Raw genomic sequence first — 20,143 nt, forward strand, 5'->3', positions numbered from 1 at the left:
GCCGACGAGGTCGTCGAGTTCGGGCGCCTGCCGCGACGCGACCGGAGTGCCGACCACGATGTCGTCGCCCGCGCCGAGCCGCGAGAGCAGCACCGCGAGCGCGGCGTGCATCACCATGAACGGGGTGGCGCCGTGCGGGCCACCGAGCTTGTCGAGCGCACGGGCGGCGGCAGGATCGAGCGAGAAGTCCACCGCACCACCGGCATACGTGCGGCGTGCGGGAACCCGGCGGTCACGGGGCAGCTCGAGCGAACGCGGCGCACCCGCGAGTGCCTCACGCCAGTGCGCGATCTCGCGTGCAGCGAAGGACGCGGGATCGCTCGGGTCGCCGAGCAGCTCGCGCTGCCACAGTGCGTAGTCGGCGTACTGCACCGGCAGCGGCGCGAAGGACGGCGCGGTCCCGGCGGTCCGCGAGGCGTAGGCCGTCACGAGATCGCGCGCGAGCGGCGCCATCGACGCGCCGTCCGCGCTGATGTGGTGGACGACCGCCACGAAGACGTGCTCGTCCGGGCCGATCGCGAACAGACCGAAGCGCACCGGCGGCGCGGCCACGACGTCGAAGGGCTCGGCGACGAACGCGGCGATCTCGGTGTCGGCGTCCGCGGTCTCGCGCACCGCGAGGGCCGTGTCGATCGACGACACGGGCTCGATCACCTGGACGGGACCGTCCGCCCCGGCCGGGAACCGGGTGCGCAGCGCCTCGTGCCGCTCCAGCACGTCCCGGACGGCGTCGCGCATCGCGTCGACGTCGAGTGCGCCGCGGAGGACGACCGGCAACGGGATGTTGTACGCCGCGGACTGCGGGTCGAGCCGGTGGGTGAGCCACATGCTCTGCTGCGCCGTCGCGAGCGGGATGGCCGACGGCCGGTCGCGGCGCACGAGCCCGGGCACGCTCGGAGCCGTGTCGGCCGACACGCTCCTGTCGATGCGCTCGGCGAGCGCCGCGGGTGTCGGAGCCTCGAAGATGTCTCGAACCCCCACGTGCACACCGGTGTCGGCGCTCAGCCGCGCGACGACCTTGGTCGCCGACAGCGAGTTGCCGCCGAGATCGAAGAACGAATCGGTGACGCCGAGGTCGGTCGTGCCGAGGACGTCCGTCACGACGCCGAGGACGATCCGCTCGGTGTCGGTGCGGGCGGCCGCGATGTCCGCGCGCGCCTCGAAGCGCGGTTCGGGCAGCGCCGAGCGGTCGAGCTTGCCGACGGGAGTGAGCGGCACGGCGTCGAGCATCACGACGGCGGCGGGGACCATGTGCGACGGAAGCTCGCGTGCGACGTGCTCGGTGACCTGCGCCGCGTCCACGTGAGCACCCGCCTCGGGCATCACGTACGAGACGAGCAGCGTTCCCCGCGAATCCACCTCGCGCGCGAGGGTCGTCACGAAGTCGACGCCGTCCAGTGCGGCGATCGCGGTGTCGATCTCGCCGAGTTCGACACGGAAACCGCGGACCTTCACCTGGAAGTCCGAGCGTCCCGCGTAGCGCAGCGTGTAGCCGGACGCCTGGCGCGGATCGGCGACCACGCGCGCGAGATCGCCTGTGCGGTACAGCCGGTTGCCGCTGCCCAGCGGGTCCGGGACGAATCGTGCTGCGGTCAGGGCGGGCCTGCGGTGGTAGCCGCGCGCCGTGCCCGAGCCGCCGAGATAGACCTCGCCCACGGCCCCGAACGGTGTGGGGCGCAGATCGCGGCCGAGAACGCGCACCACCGTGCCGCGGATCGGGCCGCCGATGTCGACGGGGACGTCGGGCACGAGCGAGCTCATCGTGCGGACGATCGTGGACTCCGTCGGTGCGTACACGTTGATCATCCGGCGACCGGGGGCCCACCGCGCGACGAGTTCCGGCGAGCACGCCTCACCACCGACCGCGACGACGGCGAGGTCGCCGAGCCCGGTGGGCTCGACGGTCGCGAGCGCCGCGGGCGTGAGGAACATGTGCGTGACGCGTTCGCGTGTGAGGTACGCGTGCAGCTCCGCGCCGCCGTAGACGTCGGCGGGAACGACCACCATCGTCGCGCGTGCGGCCACCGCGAGCAGCAGTTCGAGGATCGAGGCGTCGAAGCTCGGTGACGCGAAATGCGCCGTGCGAGAACCGCTGTCGAGACAGTACAGCTCGATCTGCTCCGCCGCGAGGTCCGCGAGCCCCCGGTGGGTCACGGCGACGCCCTTGGGCACGCCGGTCGTCCCGGAGGTGTAGATCATGTACGCGAGGTTGTCCGGGTCCACCGGAGCGAGCCGCTCGTCGTCCCGGAAGGTCGACCGGTCGGTGTCCGCGACCGCGCCGACGAAGTCGGCGTCGTCGATCACCTGCCACGGCACGTCGTCCGGGAGCGCGCCGCGATGCTCGGTCGTCGTGAATCCCACTGCCGCACCGGAATCGGTGATCATGTGCCGCACTCGTTCCCGCGGGTACCGCGGATCGACGGGGACGAAGGCAGCGCCGGTGCGCGCGACGGCCCACGTCGCGACGACCGAGTCGAGCGACCGGACGATGCCGAGCGCCACGACGTCCTCGGGTCCGATCCCGCGGTCCACGAGCACGCGCGCGAGCGCCGACGACCGGGCGTCGAGTTCCGCGTACGTGAGCGATACGCCGTCCGCGACGACCGCGATCGCCTCCGGATCGGCCGCGGCAGCGTCACCGAGCAGCACCGCGAGCGTGCGCGGCGACTCTCCCGGTTCGCGCTCGAGATCACGCACGACGTCGTGCGGCTCACCGACCCGCGCGAGCGGCGCGTCGGGATCTCCGGTCAGCGAGTGCAGCGCCTCGATCAGGACGTCGAGGATTCGATGGACGGACTCGTCGCCCAGCATCTCCGGCGAGTACTTCGCGGTGACGGTGAACTCGGGCGAGGGCACCGCGACGATCGCGAGCGGGTAGTGCGTCGCGTCGTGGACGCCGATGTCGGCGACGCGCAGTCCGTCGATCGCGCCCATCGCTGCGAGCGCCTCGCGGTCGACGGGGTACGACTCGAACACGACGAGCGTGTCGAAGAGGGTGGGAACGCCCACCGCAGCGGCGATGTCGGCGAGCCCGACGTAGTGATGGTCGAGCAGGGCGGTCCGGCTCGCGTCGACGCGGCTCAGCAGCGACCGCACGGTGTCGGACCGATCGAGCCGGACGCGCACCGGGAGCGTGTTGATGAACAGGCCCAGCATGTCCTCGACCCGCGGTACCTGCGGCGGGCGTCCCGAGACGGTGGTGCCGAAGACGACGTCGCCCGTGTCGGCGATCCGGCCGAGCGTGAGCGCCCATGCGCTCTGCAGCAGTGTGTGCAGCGTGACGCCGTGCTCGCGCGAGGTCCGGGTGAGTGCGTCCAGCAGCCCGTCGGGGACGGCGCGGACGATCTCCGCCGTGCTCGACTCGGATTCGGAGACACCGGGTTCCGGAGCCTCCCAGGACTGTCCGAGGAGCGTCGGCTCGTCGATGCCGTCGAACTCGGCGCGCCACACGTCGAGCGACGCGTCGCGGTCCACCTCGCGCAACCACGCGAGATGATCGCGGAACGGCGCGGCGGGCGGTGCGTCCGCTCCGGCGTACTCGGTGAGCAGATCGCGCACGAGGACCGGGATCGACCAGCCGTCGACGAGGATGTGGTGCACGGTGACGGCGAGCACCGAACGCTCGTCCGTCGTGTTCTCGTCGGTCGTGTTCTCGGGGCCGGTCCGGGCGAGCAGGAACCGCACGAGCGGCGGATCCGCGAGATCGAACCGCTCGTCGCGTTCGGCGGCGAGCAGCGCGTCGACGGCGTCGTCGGCCGTGGTGCGCTCGGTCCAGCGGAGCGGGGCGTCGCGCAGAACGACCTGGATCGGATCGCCCGCCGCTGTCGTCGTGAATCCCGCCCGCAGCGTCGGATGCCGCCGGACGAGCGCCGCGGCGGCGGAGCGCAGCCGCTCCCCGTCGACGTCGCCGGTCAGCTCGAGGACGAGTTGCGTCGTGTAGACGTCCGCCCGCTCGCCCTCGCCCGCGAGCACGCTGTGGAAGTACAGCCCGTGCTGCAGCGGAGTGGGCGGCCACACGTCCTCGACACCGGAGTCGCCGTACCGCTCGTCGAGTGTGTCGACGTCGCTCTGGTCGAGCGAGACCAGACCGAAATCGGCAGTGCTGTGCCCGATCCCGTCCACCGGAAGTGCCGCGAAGGCTGCGAGCGTCTCCTGCCACAGCCGCGCGATCTCGCCGACCTCGGACTCACCGAGCACGCCCAGCGGATGCTCCATCGTGACGACGAGTCCGCCGTCGTTGCCGGCGATCGCGATGACGTCGAGCGCCAGCTGCACCGGGCCGCGCGGCGAGCGGGTCCCCGAGAATCCGGTCGTGGGCTCGGGAAGCCATGCGACGCCGACGAGTTCGTCCGACACGGGCGCGCTGCGGCCGAGGTAGTTGAATCCGATCTGCGGCGAGCGCCGCTCCCCGAGCGAAACACCCGCCTCGGGATCGAGGTAGCGCAGGATGCCGTACCCGACGCCGCCGTCGGGCAACGCAGCGAGCCGATCCTTGACCGACTTGACGACCTCGAGCAGACGTTGCGGGCCGAGGTCGCCGAGGCACTCCTCGGGCACCTCGAATCGCGCCGGATACACCGACGTGAACCAGCCGACGGTGCGCGACAGATCCGCTCCCGGAAGCAGATCCGTCTCACGGCCGTGGCCCTCGAGCTGCAGCAGGACCGACCGCTCTGCGTCGCCCCTGCCATCCCGCCAGCGCGCGAGCGCGATCGCGAGCGCGGCGACGAGGACGCGGTCCGCGCCCGTCCCCAGCGCGTCCGGCAGTGCCGTCAGGACGGGCCGCGCCGTCTCGGGCGCGATCCGCAGCGTCGTGCGTGCGAGCGAGTCCGCGCGATCGTCGGGCCCGAGCGGACGCGCGCCGACGACGGGATCGGGACCGTCCAGGATCTCCTGCCACATCGGCAGTTCGCCGCGCCGCGCACCCGAAGCGCCCAATTCGGCCAGGCCCATCGCCCACGCGCGCACCGACGTCGTCACGGGTGCGAGTTCGATCGTCGCGCCCGAGCGGTACGCGAACCATGCCGCCGTGACGTCCGGGAGCAGGATGCGCCACGACACACCGTCGACGACGAGGTGATGCAGCACGAGCAGGACGTAACGCCGTGCGCCACCCGTCACGAGCACCGCGCGGACGACGGCGCCGGTCGCGGGATCGAGCTCGCCCGCCTCGGCGTCGCGCAGCGCGGCGAAGGGGGCGGTGTCGATCGCGGGGTCGGCGGCCGCGATCTCGGTCTCGCGCACGGCGGCGGTCACGTCACCGGGCGCTGCCGTCACGACGGTGAGTCCGTCGGCGGTCCGCTCCCACCGGGCACGGAGACCGTCGTGCCGTGCCACGACCGCGCCGACGACGGCACGCACGGCATCGAGGTCGACGTCGTCCGGAACCGTGAGCACGACACTCTGGCCGACGCCGTCGACGTCGGCCGGGCGGTCCCCGTTCCGGGCAGCGGACACGTGACCGTCGTGCGCCTGCTCCGCGAGCCACGCCGCCGCGGGTTGTGCAGGTGCGCTGCCGATCCCGCCACCGGGCGGCTCGGTGAGCGTGTGCTCCGGCTCGGCGGACTCCGCGATGCGGGCGATCGCCTCGACGGTGCGCTGCTCGAAGACGTCCTTCGCGCGCAGCCGCAGCCCCGCCTCCCTCGCGCGAGCGACGAGCTGGATCGACGTGATGCTGTCGCCGCCCAGCGCGAAGAACGAATCGGTGGCGCCGACGCGCTCGACGCCGAGCAACCCGGCGACGAGCTCCGCCACGAGGGCTTCCCGCTCGTCCCGCGGCGCGACGTACTCGGTCTCCTCGATCTCGAAGACCGGGTCGGGCAGCGCCCGGCGATCGACCTTTCCGCTCGCGCTCGTCGGCAGCCGATCGAGCATCATGACGGCATCGGGAACCATGTACGCGGGCAACCGCTCTCGCGCATGCCGGCGGATGTCCTCGGCGCTCGGTGCGGTGCCCGCGGCGGGCGCGACGTACGCGACGAGCCGGGTGCTGCCCGCGGCGTCGTGCGCGACGACGGCCACGTGATCGATCGCGTCGTGACCGGCGACGACGGCCTCGATCTCACCGACCTCGACGCGCTGCCCCCGCACCTTGACCTGGAAGTCGGTGCGCCCCACGTAGATCAGGCTGCCCGACGTCGACCAGCGCACGAGATCGCCGGTCCGGTACATCCGCAGTCCGTCGTCGCCGAACGGATCGGCGACGAAACGCTCGGCGCTGAGCCCGGGCCGATCGTGATAACCGTGCGCGACCTGGCCGCCCGCGAGATACAGCTCACCCGCGACACCCGGAGGTACGGGCCGCAGGGCGCCGTCGAGAACGTAGGCGCGGGTGGTGGCGACGGGGTCACCGATCGGGACCGCGCCCTCCGACGACGGATCGACGTGGGCGTGTGTCGCGTGGACGGTGAACTCGGTGGGCCCGTAGAGGTTGTGGATCTCGGCGTCGCACAGCGCCGCGAGCGCGCGCACCGTCGGTGCGGGCAGCGCCTCCCCCGCGACCAGCACGGCGCGCAGCGACACGAGCGCCTCGCGCGGGACGACGCTCGTGAACGCCGCGAGCATCGACGGAACGAACGAGATGTGTGTGACCCGTTCGGTCGCGACGAGGTCGGCGAGGTGATCGGGGTCGCGGTGGCCGCCCGGCTCGGCGACGACGAGACGCGCACCCACGAGCAGCGGCGCACACATCTCCCACAGCGAGACGTCGAACGTGAACGGGGTCTTCTGCAGAACGACGTCGGACGACGAGAGTGCGAATCTCCGTATCATCCAGTCGATCTGGGTCGCGAGTGCCCGCCGCGAGACGACGACGCCCTTCGGCCTGCCCGTCGATCCCGACGTGAAGACGATGTAGGCGGGCGCATCCGCGCGGCGCACGGGAGCGGGGGCATGCTCGTCGGCATTCGTGGCGTCGGCGTCCGCGGGCGTGACGACGGGTGCGTCGCCCGGCGAGTCGACGGTGTCGGACACGACGACGGACGCCCGTGCGGCGCCGAGCAGGTACGCGATGCGGTCCTCGGGATGGTCGGGATCGACCGGGACGTACACGGCGCCGATGTCCAGGATCGCGTGGAACGCGGCGAGCGCGTCGATCGAGCGTCGCAGCATCATCGCGACTCGGTCGCCGGGCGCCACACCGCGGCTGCGCAACGCCGCCGCGAACGCGGCGACGCGGTCCGCGAACCCGCGGTAGTCGAGGTCGGTGTCGCCCTCCGTCAGTGCGCGTGCCTCGCCGTGAGTCGCGACGGCCGCCCAGAGGCGGTCCGAGACGTCCTCCGGTTCGGGAGCGTCCTCGCCGTTCCAGCCGTGCACGAGCTGCGCGTGCTCGTCCGCGTCGACCGCCGGCAGGTGCGCGAGCGTGGTGTCCGGCCCGGCGTCCAGGAAACGCTGCAGGAACCGGGTGAACCGGCCGTGGTGCGCGGCGAGCTCGTCCCGCGGGTAGAGCGTGGGATTCGCTTCGAAGTCGACGTGGACGCGCCGGCCGGAGTTCGACTGATAGATGTTGAGCGAGAGGTCGTCGACCGGCCCGGTCGTGAGGATGTGCTGGGTGCCCACGACGGACCCGAGTTCGACCTCGTTCGAGAACATCATGATGTTCACCGACGGCCCGAACAGTCCACGCCGGCCCGCGCCCAGGCCCTGGTCGCGGCGGATGTCCTCGGTGCGGTACCGCTGGCGGCGCAGGGCACCGGTGAGTTCGAGCTGCGCGGCGTGCACGAGTTCGCCCACCGTGTCGGTGGCGCCCGCGCGCAGCCGCAGCGGCACGACGTTGGAGACCATGCCGCCCGAGCGCCGCAGCACCGCGGTGGTGCGGGCGGAGACGGGAAGGCTCAGCACGACGTCGGTCTGCGCGGTCAGGTCCGCGAGGTAGGCCGCGAAGGCCGCGACGAGCACGGGTGCCGACGCGGAGCCGAGACGTGTGGCCGCGGCGTCGAGCGTGGCGGCATCCCCGAGGAGTCCGGAGGCCACGATCGCCGTGTCGGCGGGGTCCGCCGCGCGACCGGCGAGCGACGGCGGATTCGGGAGCCCGTCGATGCGTTCGAGCCAGTACTCGCGGTCGGCGGCGAAGCGGGCGGATTCGCGGTAGCGATGGTCGTCCTCGACGATCTCGCGGAGTCCCATCGAGCGCGCGGGCGCGGGTTCGCGGCCCGCCTCGAGAGCCGTGTAGATCTCGGCGACACGGTTGATCATGGCCATCGCGCCGAAGCCGTCGAGGGCGATGTGGTGGATCCGGGCGTACCAGAAGTGACGCTGCTCGTCGACGCGGAGCACGTACATCCGGACGAGGCGGTCCTCGAGCAGGTCGAGCGGTTCGCTGCAGTGGCCGCGCATCCACTCGTGCGCTGCGGCCTCCGGGTCCTCGCTGCCGCTCAGGTCGACCGCCGTGATCGAGTCCTGGATCGTGCCGTCGACGGTCTGCATCGGTTCACCGTCGACCTCGACGATGCGCAGGAAGCCGGTACCGAACTCGCGGCCGGACCTGACCGCGGCCTCGGTGAGCAGATCGACGTCGACCGACCCGTGCAACTCGATGTACTGCGCGATCACGAGGGGCGTGGCGCCCAGTGCGTGCTGCGCGAACCACATGCCTCGCTGGCCTGCGGAGAGCGGATACACGTCCACCTCGGCGTGCGCAGTGGAGTCCCCGACGATACCCGACTGCGTCAACGCGCCTCCCGTTCCTCCGATGCCGATCGTGCCGCTGCCGTGAGACCGCATCCGCGCAGCGGCGGACCCGGACCCTTCTCCACGACATCGAGGCATATCGACCCATTCTCGTCATGTGTTACCCGTATTTCCAATACATGCCACAGGGACTGATACACAACGTCTTTCACCTGCGACGACGGTGACCTCACGCGAAAGACGGTGATTCCCGTGACAATTGCGCCATCTTCATCTGGTCGCTCGTCCAAAAATGCGAACAATCAGCAGGTTCCGCGCGAACTCGCAGGTGAGAAGGGATACGATCGCGTCGGAAGAGCGTAGCACATCGACGCCCCACGATCACGCCCTCTTCCCACTCGAATCGCATCCGACCAGCTCCTGTAACATCGGCACTCTTCCCGACGAGGGATTCGGAGTGGGCACGCGACCGGATGGGAAACCACAGCCGTCGAGCCCCGCAGCCGTGGAGCCCCGCAGCCGTGGAGCGCCAGCGAGAGACGGACTCCGTACCGCCGAGAGGGAAGCCATGAATCCGCCCACGCCCCAGAGCGCCGAGGCAGCGGCGGACGTCGCGCTCAACGATCTGCGTGCCGCCCTCGACACCGTCGACCGGCAGCTGCTCGACGCGGTGTCCAGCAGACTCGACATCGCTCGCCGGATCGCCGACGTCAAGGCGCGCTCGGCGTTGTCGGTGTCGCAACCGGGCCGGGCCGCACGTGTCACGGAACGTGCCGAGCGGTACGCGCTCGGCCACGGCATGTCCGCCGAGTTCGCCCGCGCGCTCTACACCCTGCTCATCGCCGAGGCGTCGCGCGTCGAGCGCGAGGCGATCGCCCGCGGGGGGACCTGACGTGCAGTCGCCGGATCGCACGGGCGCGCGCCCGGCGCCCGCGTCACGACGGCCGGTCGCGACGCTCCTCGTCGACAACTACGACTCGTTCACCTACAACCTCTTCACGCTGCTCACCGAGGTCAACGGCGCCGAGCCGACCGTCGTCCGCAACGACCACCCGCCGGAGGAACTCGACCTCGCTCGGTTCGACAACATCGTGGTCTCCCCCGGTCCCGGGGACCCGACGCGCCCGCGCGACATCGGCATCGGGGCCCGGCTGATTCGCGAGACGACGCTGCCGGTCCTCGGAGTGTGTCTCGGCCATCAGGCGATCGCCACTGCGTACGGCGGCCACGTCCGGCTCGCGGACCGCCCGATGCACGGCCGCGTATCGAGCGTCGGCCACGACGGCGCCGGCCTCTTCGCGGGGATCCCGCAGCAGTTTGCCGCCGTGAGATACCACTCGCTCGTCGTCGACGATCTCCCCGACCACCTTCGGACGACGGCGTGGACGACCGAGGGAGATCGCACCGTCGTCATGGGAATCGAGCACCGTGACCTGCCCCGATGGGGCGTGCAGTTCCACCCCGAGTCGATCTCGAGCGGGTACGGCCGCGAGCTGCTCGCGAACTTCCGTGACCTGTCGATACTCACGAACAACCGGCACACGAACAGCCGGCGGACGAGCCCCCGGCGCACGGCACCCTCGCCGGAACCGCCGGTACCCGCTCCTGCACCCCGGCCGCCCCGCGCGGCCACTCCGCTCACCCGGAGCACCGCCGTCGACCTCGATCCCGCGGCCGTCTTCGACGCCCTGTTCGCCGGCGGCACCCACGCGTTCTGGCTCGACCGGGTGGACGCCGCCCCCGGATCACGCGTGTCGATACTCGGCGATACGTCGGGGCCGCGTGCGGAGTTCGTGACGTACGACGTCGCCGATCGCGTCGTGCGCGTCGAACGCGCCGGGCTGCCCGACGAACGCATCCACGCCGATCTCTTCGACTATCTGGCCGGGCAGATCGCCGCCCGTGCCGTCGACCCGCTCCCGGGGCTGCCGTTCGCGCTCGGCTACGTCGGCTGGCTCGGGTACGAACTCAAGGCACTCACGGGCGCGGCAGCGCCGCGCCACCACGCGCCGACGCCGGATGCGGGCCTCGTGTTCGCCGACCGCGTCGTGCTGCTCGACCACGATCGCGGTGTCGCGACGGCGGCGTGTCTGTCGAGCGGCCCGGACGACGCCGACGCGCACGCGTGGCTCGATGCGGTCTCCGCCCGTCTCGCCGGCCTCCCCACCCGCACGACCGAGCCGCCGGCGACCCCGCTCGCGCCCGCGTCCGAGACCGGTGCCGTCGATCACGCCGGTGTCCGGCTCCTGCACGACCGCCCCGCGTATCTCGCGGCCATCCGCGCGGCGCAGGACGCCATCCGGCTCGGCGAGTCGTACGAGGTGTGCCTGACGAACGCCGCACACGTCGAGGGTGCACCGATCGAGCCGTTGCACACGTTCACGCGCCTGCGCGCCCTCAGCCCCGTCCCGTACAGCGCCTATCTCCGGTTCGGCGAGCTGTCGGTCCTGTCGTCGTCCCCCGAGTGCTTCCTGCGGGTCGGCGCCGACGGCACCGTGGAATCGAAGCCCATCAAGGGGACTCGGCCCCGCGGTCGGGATGCGGCCGCGGACGAGGCCCTGCGCGACGAGCTCACGTCGACCGAGAAGGAGATCGCCGAGAACCTCATGATCGTCGATCTCACACGCAACGATCTCTCCCGCGTGTGCGTCCCGAGCTCGGTCCACGTTCCCGCATTGTTCCGGGTGGAGACGTATTCGACGGTGCACCAACTGGTCTCGACGGTGCGGGGCAGGCTCGCAGACGGCGTGTCGACGGTCGACGCCATCCGCGCGGCGTTCCCGGGCGGTTCGATGACCGGCGCTCCGAAGTTGCGCACGATGGAGATCATCGACGAGCTCGAAGCCGGACCGCGCGGAATCTACTCCGGCTCCATCGGTTTCCTCTCACTCGACGGCGCCGCCGATCTGTCCGTCGTCATCCGCACCCTCGTCGTCGACGGCGACGACGTGAGTTTCGGTGTGGGAGGGGCCATCACCGCGCTCTCCGATCCCGACGACGAGTTCGCCGAGACGATCGTGAAGGCGACGAGCGTGGTGGGTGCGCTCGGCGAACAGCTCGCCGCACGTCGGGACGCCCGATCGTGACGGCAGCCGACCCGTTCGCACCACGCCGCGCCGCCGTCTTCGGCGGAGGTGCGGTCGGTGCGTTCGTCGCGCGGCTGTGCGCCGAACGCGGCATCGCGACGACGACGGTGGACGTCGATGCCGTCGCCGTGCAGCCCGGGATCGTCGCGGTCCGCGCCGACGTCTTCTCCGATCCCGCCGCCGAACTCGCGGCGGCCGCCGACGTCGTCGTCCTCGCACTGCCCGAGGCGGTCGCACTGGACGCCGTGGCATCCCTCGCCGACGCACTGCGCCCCGAGACCGTCGTGCTCGACACGCTGTCGGTCAAGGCACCCTACGCCGCGGCACTCACGCGGATGCCCGGTGTGCGTGCGGTGGGGGCGAATCCGATGTTCGCCCCGACGCTCGATCCGCGCGGCCGCGCCGTGGCGGTCGTCCGGTACCGGGACGACGCCGCGGCGCTCGACTGGACCACCGGCCTGTTCTCGGGGGCAGGATCGCGTGCGATCACGGTCGAGCCGCAGCAGCACGACGACCTGTGCGGTGCCCTGCAGGCACTGACGCACGCCACGATCCTGTCGTTCGGCGCCGCGCTGGCCGACCTCGATCTCGACCCCGGCGATCTGCTCGCACTGGCACTGCCGCCGTTCGTCGCACAGAGCGCGCTGCTCGCGCGCGTGACGTCGGCGAATCCGCACGTGTACCGGGACATTCAGCATGCGGGCCCCGCGGCGGCCGCCGCGAGATCGGCGCTGGCCGCGGCGGTGTCGCGACTCGACGCAGCATCGGTGTCCGACGATCCGGACGAGTTCACCGAGTTCGTCCGGTCCGCCGCGCAGGGGCTGGGCGACGCACGCGACCGACTCGCCGAGACCGCGGCGGCGATGCTCACGGATGCGGGGAGGACGCCGTGACGGACGAGCCCGAACGCGCACTCCCGGCCGGTATGCCCCGTCCTCGCCCGGGCGACCCCGTCGAGTCAGCCGTCGCGTCGCGGCTCGCACGGACGTGGGGCAGGCGCGCGACCGTGCGCCGCGCGGAGCGCGACCTCGACCCTGCCGCCGAGGCGTTCGACCCCGAGTTGCAGGACTATCCCGACTCGCTGTTGCCCTTCGGCGCGCATCCTGCGTACCTCGCCTACGACGAGGAACAGCGGCGACGCATCCGCGCGTGGGCCTGGATCTCGTTCAACAAGAATGTCATGGACGTCGAACGCTGCGTCGTCGAACCGGGTTTCGACGTCCTCGCCCAGGATCGGCTCGCGGCAGGCGTGAGCGGCGATCTCGGCATCGCGGTGTACCAGTCGATGGTCGACGAGCAGTACCACACGCTGATGCACCACGGCGGCAGCGAGTTCACCCGCACGCACCGCGGCTGGCCGCTCCCGAACTGGATTCTGCCGCAGGCACAGTCGGCACGACGACGGTCCGTGGCGCTGAGCCGCTGCACCGACGAGCGGGCGGGCTCGATCACCTCTCTCGCCTACACGACGGTCGCGGAGATCTCCATCACGACGTACCTCGACCTGTTCGCGGACGATCCCGTGGTGCAGCCCTTCCACCGCGCGACGGTCCGGTTGCACAACCGCGACGAGTACTGCCACGCCTCGATCACCGCCGACGCCGCGGCGATCGTGTACGACACGCTCACGGCCGACGAGCGCACTCACTTCGAGCACGCGCTCGTCGACGCGATGGATGCGTTCACGAGCAACGACTACACGACCTGGCGGGCGGTCCTGCACACCGAGAGCCTGAACGACGCGATGATCCGCGACGTCGAGACCGACACGGCGACAGGCCGTCTCGTCCAGGACTACAGCGGCATCCGCTCGCTCGCCGACGATCTGGGCATCACCGGTCGTCTCGACTGGGAGTGGTGACCTCCCGGTAGCGGTCGACGAACCAGTCGAGCAGCGCGCCGTCGTCGATCGCGGTGCGGTCCACGACGGCCGCGGGGTCGGCCCCCTGCAGCAGCCGTTTGAGCGGAACCTCGAGCTTCTTGCCCGTCCGCGTGTGCGGAATGCCCGGCGCCACGACGATCTCGTCGGGAACGTGCCTCGGCGAGAGTTCGCTGCGAATCGCCTGCGCGACCGTCTCCCCGAGCGCGTCGGTGTACTCGGCTCCGGGCGCGAGCACGACGAACAGCGGCATCCAGTAGGCGCCGTCGTCGCCCTCGACGCCCAGCACGAGTGCCTCGGCGATCTCGGGGATCGACTCGACCACCTGATAGATGTCGGCGCTGCCCATCCGGATGCCGCCGCGGTTGAGCGTGGCGTCCGAGCGTCCGTGCATCTCGATCGACCCCCGGTCGGTGATCGTGATCCAGTCGCCGTGCCGCCACACGCCGGGATACGCGCCGAAATAGGCGTCGCGATAGCGTGTTCCGTCGGAGTCGTCCCAGAAGCACACGGGCATCGACGGCATCGGCGCCCGGATCACGAGTTCGCCGACCTCGCCGCGAACGGGGGTGCCGTGGGGATCGAACGCATCGAGCGCGACACCCAGGTAGGGGGCCGAGATCTCACCCGCCCACACCGGAACCGTCGGCACTGCGCCCACGAACGCGGACACCACGTCGGTCCCGCCCGAGATCGACGCGATCTGCGCACGCTCCCCGATCGCATGCTGCAGCCATCGCGCCGACGAGGCCGGCAGCGTCGCACCCGTGATGCCGACGGTGCGCAGCACCGCCGGGTCGCCGCCGGCCGCGGCGATGCACTCGGCCGGATCGACCTCGTCCTTGATGCACGCGAGAACGTAGCCGGGGCTCGTGCCGAGCAGCGTTGCCCCGGTACGGCCCGCGAGCGACCACAGCCCGCCGCGGCCCGGATGGAAGGGGCTGCCGTCGTACGTGACGATCGTGGCACCGACCAGCAGGCCCGCCACCTGGAAGTTCCACATCATCCAGCTCGGGCTCGTGTACCAGAGCAGGACGTCGCCCTCCCCCAGATCGCAGTGCAGGGCGAGTGCTTTCACGTGTTCGAGCACGACGCCGCCGTGACCGTGGACGATGCCCTTGGGTTTACCGGTCGTGCCCGACGAGAAGAGCACCCACAACGGGTGATCGAACGGTACGAGTACGGGGTCGAGAGGCTCGTCGCGCGATGTCGCGGCGGTCCAGTCCAGGACGTCCTTGTCCACCCGATCCGGGTCGTCACCGGTGTGCCCGGCGAGCACGACGGTGTGGACGCCGGTGAGCCCGTCCCGCAGCGCCCCTACCTCGGCAGTGCGGTCGTGCCACCTGCCGGCGTAGCGGTAGCCGTCCGCGGCGACGAGGGCGACGGGACGCAGCTGACCGAGCCGATCGAGCGCCGCGGGCGCGGAGTAGTCCTGACCGCACGCCGCCCACACCGCACCGAGCGAGGCCGCCGCGAGGAAGGCGACGACGGCCTCGGGCCCGTTCGGCAGGTAGCCGGCGACCCGATCGCCCGCGCGCACGCCGCGCTCGCGCAGCACCGCGGCGAGCGAGGCGACGCGCCCCTGCAGCTCGCGCCACGTGAGGTGCACGTCGGCGGCGTCCTCGTGTGCCGCGACGAGGGCGACGGCATCGAGGTCGCGGCCCGCGAACACCTGCTCGACGTAGTTGATCGTGGCGCCGGGAAACCACCGCGTGTGGGGCATGTCGTCGTCGGTGAGCACGACGGAGTGCTCACCGTGCAGCCGTATCCCGCACCACTGCGCGAGCAGCCCCCAGAAGCTCGCCGGGTTCTCGACGCTCCACCGCCACAGCGCGGCGTAGTCGTGGGCGGGCTCGGAGGTGGAGGTGGGGGCGCCGAACCGCTCCGCGGCCGCGGCCGCGAACCGTTCGACCGCGGGCGTCCCGCCGGCGGGCGGTGTCCAGAGGAGTTCGGGCTCGGCCGTCACGGCAGGTCCCCTCGCCGGGCCGACCGCAGGATGCGCTCGGCATGCCGCAGCACCGGTGCATCGATCATCGCGCCCTCGAAGCGGAACGCGCCCGGCTGCCCAGCGGCCGCATCGAGAACCTTCTCGGCCCAGTCGATCTCGTCGTCACCGGGCGCGAACGCGCGGCGCACGACGTCGACCTGCCGCGGATGCAGCGACACCTTGACGTCGAAGCCGGTCGCCGCGGCGTCCGCCGCCTCGGCCGCCAGGCTCTCGTCGTTCTCGAGATCGACGTGCACGGCGTCGAGAGCCAGGCGGCCGTGGGCCTTCGCCGCGAGCAGCGTGAGCGAACGGACCGTGCGGGCGACGTCGCGGTAGGTTCCGCTGCGGTCGCGGCTCGCGCTGCCGCCGAGGGACGCGACGAGATCCTCGGCGCCCCACATGACGCCGATCGTGGGCCCCGCTGCGGCGATCTCGCGCACGGCGAGCGCGCCGAGCGGCGTCTCCACGAGCGCGAGCACCTCACGGGGCGCGAGTGCCTCGACGGCAGCCCCGCTCTCGGCCTTGGGCAGCATGATCCGCTCGTAGGGGGTGTCCGCCAGCATCGCGAGATCCACGGTGTGCTCGGGCGAGTCGATGCCGTTGACCCGCACCACGGTGCGTTCGGGATCGAGGTCCGACGCCGCGACCGCCCGCCGCGCGGCATCCTTCGCACCGGGGCCGACGCCGTCCTCAAGGTCGAGGATCACGACGTCCGCGACGGCGGCCGCCTTGCCGAACCGTTCCGGCCGGTCGGCGGGGCAGAACAGCCACGCGGGACCGGGCAGCCACAGCCGGGCCGTCACGACGCGGCCTCCGGTTCCGGAGTCGTGCGCACGAGCGTGGAGCGCTGTGCCGTCGCGACGACGGTGCCGTCCTGATTGCGCCCCGTGTGCGCGAGCGTCACCACTCCCTGCCCCGGTCTGCTGCGCGACGGTCGCTTGTCGACGACGAGCGTCTCGGCGTAGAGGGTGTCGCCGTGGAACAGCGGTGCGGGAAAGGCGATCTCGGAGAACCCGAGATTCGCGACGAGCGTGCCCTGCGTGAGCTGGGCGACCGAGAGCCCGACGAGCGTCGACAGCGTGAACATCGAGTTCACGAGCGGGCGGCCGAACTCCGTCGTCGCCGCGTACGCTGCGTCGAGGTGCAGCGCCTGCGGATTCATCGTGAGGGTCGTGAACAGGACGTTGTCGGCTTCGGTGACTGTGCGGCCCGGCCGGTGCTCGTAGACGGCGCCGACGACGAACTCGTCGAACCATAGTCCCCGCTGCGTGATCCGCTCGGTCACAGCCCCGCCTCCCGCGCGATGAGCATGAGTTGCACCTGCGTGGTTCCCTCGCCGATCTCGAGGATCTTGCTGTCGCGGTAGTGACGGGCGACCGGGTAGTCGTTCATGAATCCGTAGCCACCGTGGATCTGCGTCGCGTCACGTGCGTTGTCCATCGCGGCCTCCGATGCCACGAGTTTCGCGATCGCCGCTGCCTTCTTGAACGGCTTGCCCGACAACATGAGTGCCGCGGCGTCGTAGTAGGCGGCGCGCGCGGTGTGAGCGCGCGCCTCCATCCGGGCGATCTGGAAGGCGATCGCCTGGTTGTCGGCGATCGGGCGGCCGAAGGTCACGCGCTCGCGGGCGTACTTCACCGACTCGTCGACGCAGCCCTGTGCCGCGCCCGTCGCGAGCGCCGCGATCGCGATACGGCCCTCGTCGAGGATGCGCAGGAAGTTCGCGTAGCCGCGGCCGCGTTCGCCGAGCAGATTCGCTTCGGGGACGCGGACGCCGTCGAACGTGAGCGGGTGGGTGTCGGAGGAGTTCCATCCGACCTTGTCGTAGGCGGACTCGACCGTGAATCCCGGTGTGCCGGCGGGGACGAGGATCGTCGAGATCTCCTTGCGGCCGCCGTCCCGCTTCCCCGTGACCGCCGTGACGGTGACGAGCGAGGTGATGTCCGTGCCCGAGTTCGTGATGAACTGCTTCGCGCCGTCGATCACCCACTCCCCGCCGTCGAGGCGTGCCGTCGTCGCCGTCGCCCCCGCGTCGCTGCCCGCACCGGGCTCGGTCAGCCCGAATCCGGCGATGGCGCGTCCCGCCGTGAGCTCGGGCAGCCAGCGCTGCTTCTGCTCCTCGGTCCCGAAGCGGAAGACCGGCATGGCGCCCAACGACACACCCGCTTCGAGCGTGATCGCGGTGGACTGGTCCACCTTGGCGAGCTCCTCGAGTGCGAGACACAGTGCGAAGTAGTCGCCGCCCATCCCGCCGCAGTCCTCCGGGAACGGCAGGCCGAACAGCCCCATCTGTCCCATCCCGGCCACGACCTCGTACGGAAAGGTGTGCTCGGCATAGTGTTTCGCGGCGACCGGTGCGACGACACTGGTCGCGAAGTCCGCGACCGACTTGACCAGCTGCTGGTAGTGGTCCGGCAGCTGACCGGTGCACAGATACGTCTCGCTCATGATGCGATCCCCTCGGGTGTCGTTGTCGCGTTGTCTGGCTCGGTCCCGCTCGCCTCCGGTGCGGGCGGCAGAATGCGCGCGAGAACCTGATCGACCTGCACACGATCGCCGGCCGCGACGAGAATCTCGGCCGTTCCGTCGACGGGTGCCGTGATCGGGTGTTCCATCTTCATCGCCTCGACGACGAGCACGACGTCGCCGGCGCGCACCGGCGCTCCCGCCAGGGCCGGCACCGAGACGACGGTGCCGGGCATCGGGCCGACGAGTTCCGCGTCGCCGCTGTGTGTCTCCTCGCGCAGTGCCCGCTCACGGGCAAGCGGGCGCAGCACCCATGTCGCCCGGGCACCGGTCAGCCAGATCCGGTCGACGTCCGCGACGACGCCCCACTCGGTGCGGTGATCGTCGACGACCAGCGACACGTGCACGCCCGGGCCGCGGGGCGCACTCGTGGCCGAGAGCGTGTGCGACGTGGCCTCCGCCGGATCGTCGTCGGGACCGATCCGGGCTGTCGCGGACGACGGGTTCCCCGTGAGCGCCACCCGCACGGCGCGCTCGCCGCCGGAACCGGTGACCGCGAGGCGATACGTCGTCGCGGCGGGAGCGCCGATCCGCCAGCCGTCCCGCCGATCCCACGGCCCGCCGTCGCGCGCGGCGTCGAAGCCCTCGCACCACGCCGCGACCGCTGCGGCGAGGACACCCGTGGCGGGCGGCTCCTCGCGGCGGTACTCCCCCGCGATCGCATCGAGCAGCGACGTGTCGAGTTCACCCGAGCGCACCCGCGGAGCGGCGAGCAGGTACCGGAGGAAGTCGATGTTCGTCACGACGCCCGCGACGGTCGTCCGCCCGAGGGCGGCGTCGAGTCCGTCGAGCGCCGCGTCACGGTCGTCCGCGTGGGCGACGACCTTCGCGAGCATCGGGTCGTAGTCGCTCGTCACCACCGTCCCGGCGGCGACACCCGAGTCGACGCGAACCCCTCGCTCCGGGTCGCTCGCGAGCGACTCGTCCAGAATCGTTCCGCCCGTGGGAAGAAAGCCCCGTGTGGGGTCCTCGGCATAGACACGAGCCTCGATCGCGTGACCACGCATCACGACGTCGGACTGTGCGATCGCGAGCGGACGGCCCGCCGCGATGTGCAGTTGCTGTTCGACGAGATCGATTCCGGTCACCATCTCGGTGACCGGGTGCTCGACCTGGAGGCGGGTGTTCATCTCCATGAAGAAGAACTCGCCGGGGCGGTCGTCCGACACGATGAACTCGACGGTGCCGGCACCGCGATAGTCGACGCTGCGTGCGGTGTCGCAGGCCGCGGCGCCGATGCGCTCGCGCGTCGCGGCGTCGAGCAGGGGCGACGGCGCCTCCTCGATCACCTTCTGGTGGCGGCGTTGCAGGCTGCACTCGCGTTCGCCGAGGTGCACGACGGCGCCGTGAGCGTCTGCGAGGATCTGCACCTCGATGTGCCGGGGCCGCTGGACGAATCGTTCGAGGAACAACGTGTCGTCGCCGAATGCCGACGCCGCCTCACGACGGGCCGAGATCAGCGCCGGGCGTAGATCCTCGGCACCCGTGACGACGCGCATGCCCTTGCCCCCGCCACCGGCGGACGGCTTCACGAGCACCGGATAGCCGATCTCCTCGGCCGCGGCGATCAGGTCGTCGTCACCGAGTCCGGGGCGCGCGATCCCCGGGACGACGGGGACACCGAAGGCCGACACCGTCGACTTCGCGGTGATCTTGTCGCCCATCACCTCGATCGCCGCGGCCGGCGGTCCGACGAACACGATCCCCGCGTCGGCGCACGCCGCGGCGAACGCGGCGTTCTCGGACAGGAAGCCGTAGCCGGGATGGATCGCCGACGCCCCCGTCCGGCGAGCTGCGCCGAGCACGGCGTCGACGTCGAGATAGCTCTGCCGGGCGGGTACGGGGCCGAGCCGCACTGCTTCGTCGGCCTCGCGCACGTGACGTGCGTCGGCGTCGGCATCGCTGTAGACAGCGATCGACCGAATACCCTTGCGGCGCAAAGTCGAGATGATACGCACCGCGATCTCGCCGCGGTTGGCGACGAGCACCGACTCGAACGGGCGGTCGCCGAAGGTGCGGGGACTGTTCTCCGTCATC

General features: G+C 71.4%; 10 protein-coding genes (1 of these 10 running past the window's edge). 4 read left to right on the forward strand and 6 right to left on the reverse strand.

Annotated features, from left to right (window positions below; all coding sequences use genetic code 11):
- Positions 1-8,721 carry the start of a non-ribosomal peptide synthetase gene (locus tag RR1_RS12560; RefSeq protein ID WP_010838340.1) on the reverse strand. It extends 25,065 nt beyond the left edge of the window, so the window shows 8,721 of its 33,786 coding nt (coding positions 1-8,721); it begins with the start codon at positions 8,719-8,721; its stop codon lies off the left edge, out of view.
- Positions 8,722-9,196: 475 nt separating this feature from the next.
- On the opposite strand from RR1_RS12560, the gene RR1_RS12565 reads away from it, so the two are divergent.
- Genes RR1_RS12565 through RR1_RS12580 form a run of 4 tightly spaced genes read left to right on the forward strand, consistent with a single transcriptional unit; the run spans position 9,197 to position 13,575 of the window.
- Positions 9,197-9,520, forward strand: a complete 324-nt coding sequence (locus tag RR1_RS12565) for a chorismate mutase (RefSeq protein ID WP_010838343.1) — start codon at positions 9,197-9,199, stop codon at positions 9,518-9,520.
- Between the two features lies 1 nt (position 9,521).
- On the forward strand, positions 9,522-11,714 hold the full coding sequence (pabB, locus tag RR1_RS12570; protein ID WP_010838344.1) for an aminodeoxychorismate synthase component I: 2,193 nt from the start codon (positions 9,522-9,524) through the stop codon (positions 11,712-11,714).
- A complete protein-coding gene (locus RR1_RS12575) occupies positions 11,711-12,607 on the forward strand; it encodes a prephenate dehydrogenase/arogenate dehydrogenase family protein (RefSeq protein WP_010838345.1) in 897 nt (298 codons plus the stop codon). The genes pabB and RR1_RS12575 overlap by 4 nt, the downstream gene beginning before the upstream one ends.
- Positions 12,604-13,575: a diiron oxygenase gene (locus RR1_RS12580; protein ID WP_307718146.1), complete on the forward strand. Its 972-nt coding sequence runs from the start codon at positions 12,604-12,606 to the stop codon at positions 13,573-13,575. The genes RR1_RS12575 and RR1_RS12580 overlap by 4 nt, the downstream gene beginning before the upstream one ends.
- On the opposite strand, the gene RR1_RS12585 is transcribed toward RR1_RS12580, so the two are convergent.
- From RR1_RS12585 to RR1_RS12605, 5 genes are read right to left on the reverse strand one after another with little or no spacing between them, the layout of a single operon-like run.
- Positions 13,547-15,559, reverse strand: a complete 2,013-nt coding sequence (locus RR1_RS12585; RefSeq protein ID WP_010838347.1) for an acetoacetate--CoA ligase — start codon at positions 15,557-15,559, stop codon at positions 13,547-13,549. The two genes, RR1_RS12580 and RR1_RS12585, sit on opposite strands and share 29 nt — an antisense overlap.
- A complete protein-coding gene (locus tag RR1_RS12590; RefSeq protein ID WP_010838348.1) occupies positions 15,556-16,383 on the reverse strand; it encodes an HpcH/HpaI aldolase/citrate lyase family protein in 828 nt (275 codons plus the stop codon). The genes RR1_RS12585 and RR1_RS12590 overlap by 4 nt, the downstream gene beginning before the upstream one ends.
- Positions 16,380-16,865: a MaoC family dehydratase gene (locus RR1_RS12595; protein WP_072713635.1), complete on the reverse strand. Its 486-nt coding sequence runs from the start codon at positions 16,863-16,865 to the stop codon at positions 16,380-16,382. The genes RR1_RS12590 and RR1_RS12595 overlap by 4 nt, the downstream gene beginning before the upstream one ends.
- Positions 16,862-18,028, reverse strand: a complete 1,167-nt coding sequence (locus RR1_RS12600) for an acyl-CoA dehydrogenase family protein (RefSeq protein WP_010837262.1) — start codon at positions 18,026-18,028, stop codon at positions 16,862-16,864. The genes RR1_RS12595 and RR1_RS12600 overlap by 4 nt, the downstream gene beginning before the upstream one ends.
- On the reverse strand, positions 18,025-20,142 hold the full coding sequence (locus RR1_RS12605) for an acetyl/propionyl/methylcrotonyl-CoA carboxylase subunit alpha (RefSeq protein ID WP_040772431.1): 2,118 nt from the start codon (positions 20,140-20,142) through the stop codon (positions 18,025-18,027). The genes RR1_RS12600 and RR1_RS12605 overlap by 4 nt, the downstream gene beginning before the upstream one ends.
- Position 20,143: the final 1 nt, after the last annotated feature.

The sequence above is a fragment of the Rhodococcus rhodnii NBRC 100604 genome, assembly GCF_001894925.1.
GTDB lineage: Bacteria > Actinomycetota > Actinomycetes > Mycobacteriales > Mycobacteriaceae > Rhodococcus_F > Rhodococcus_F rhodnii.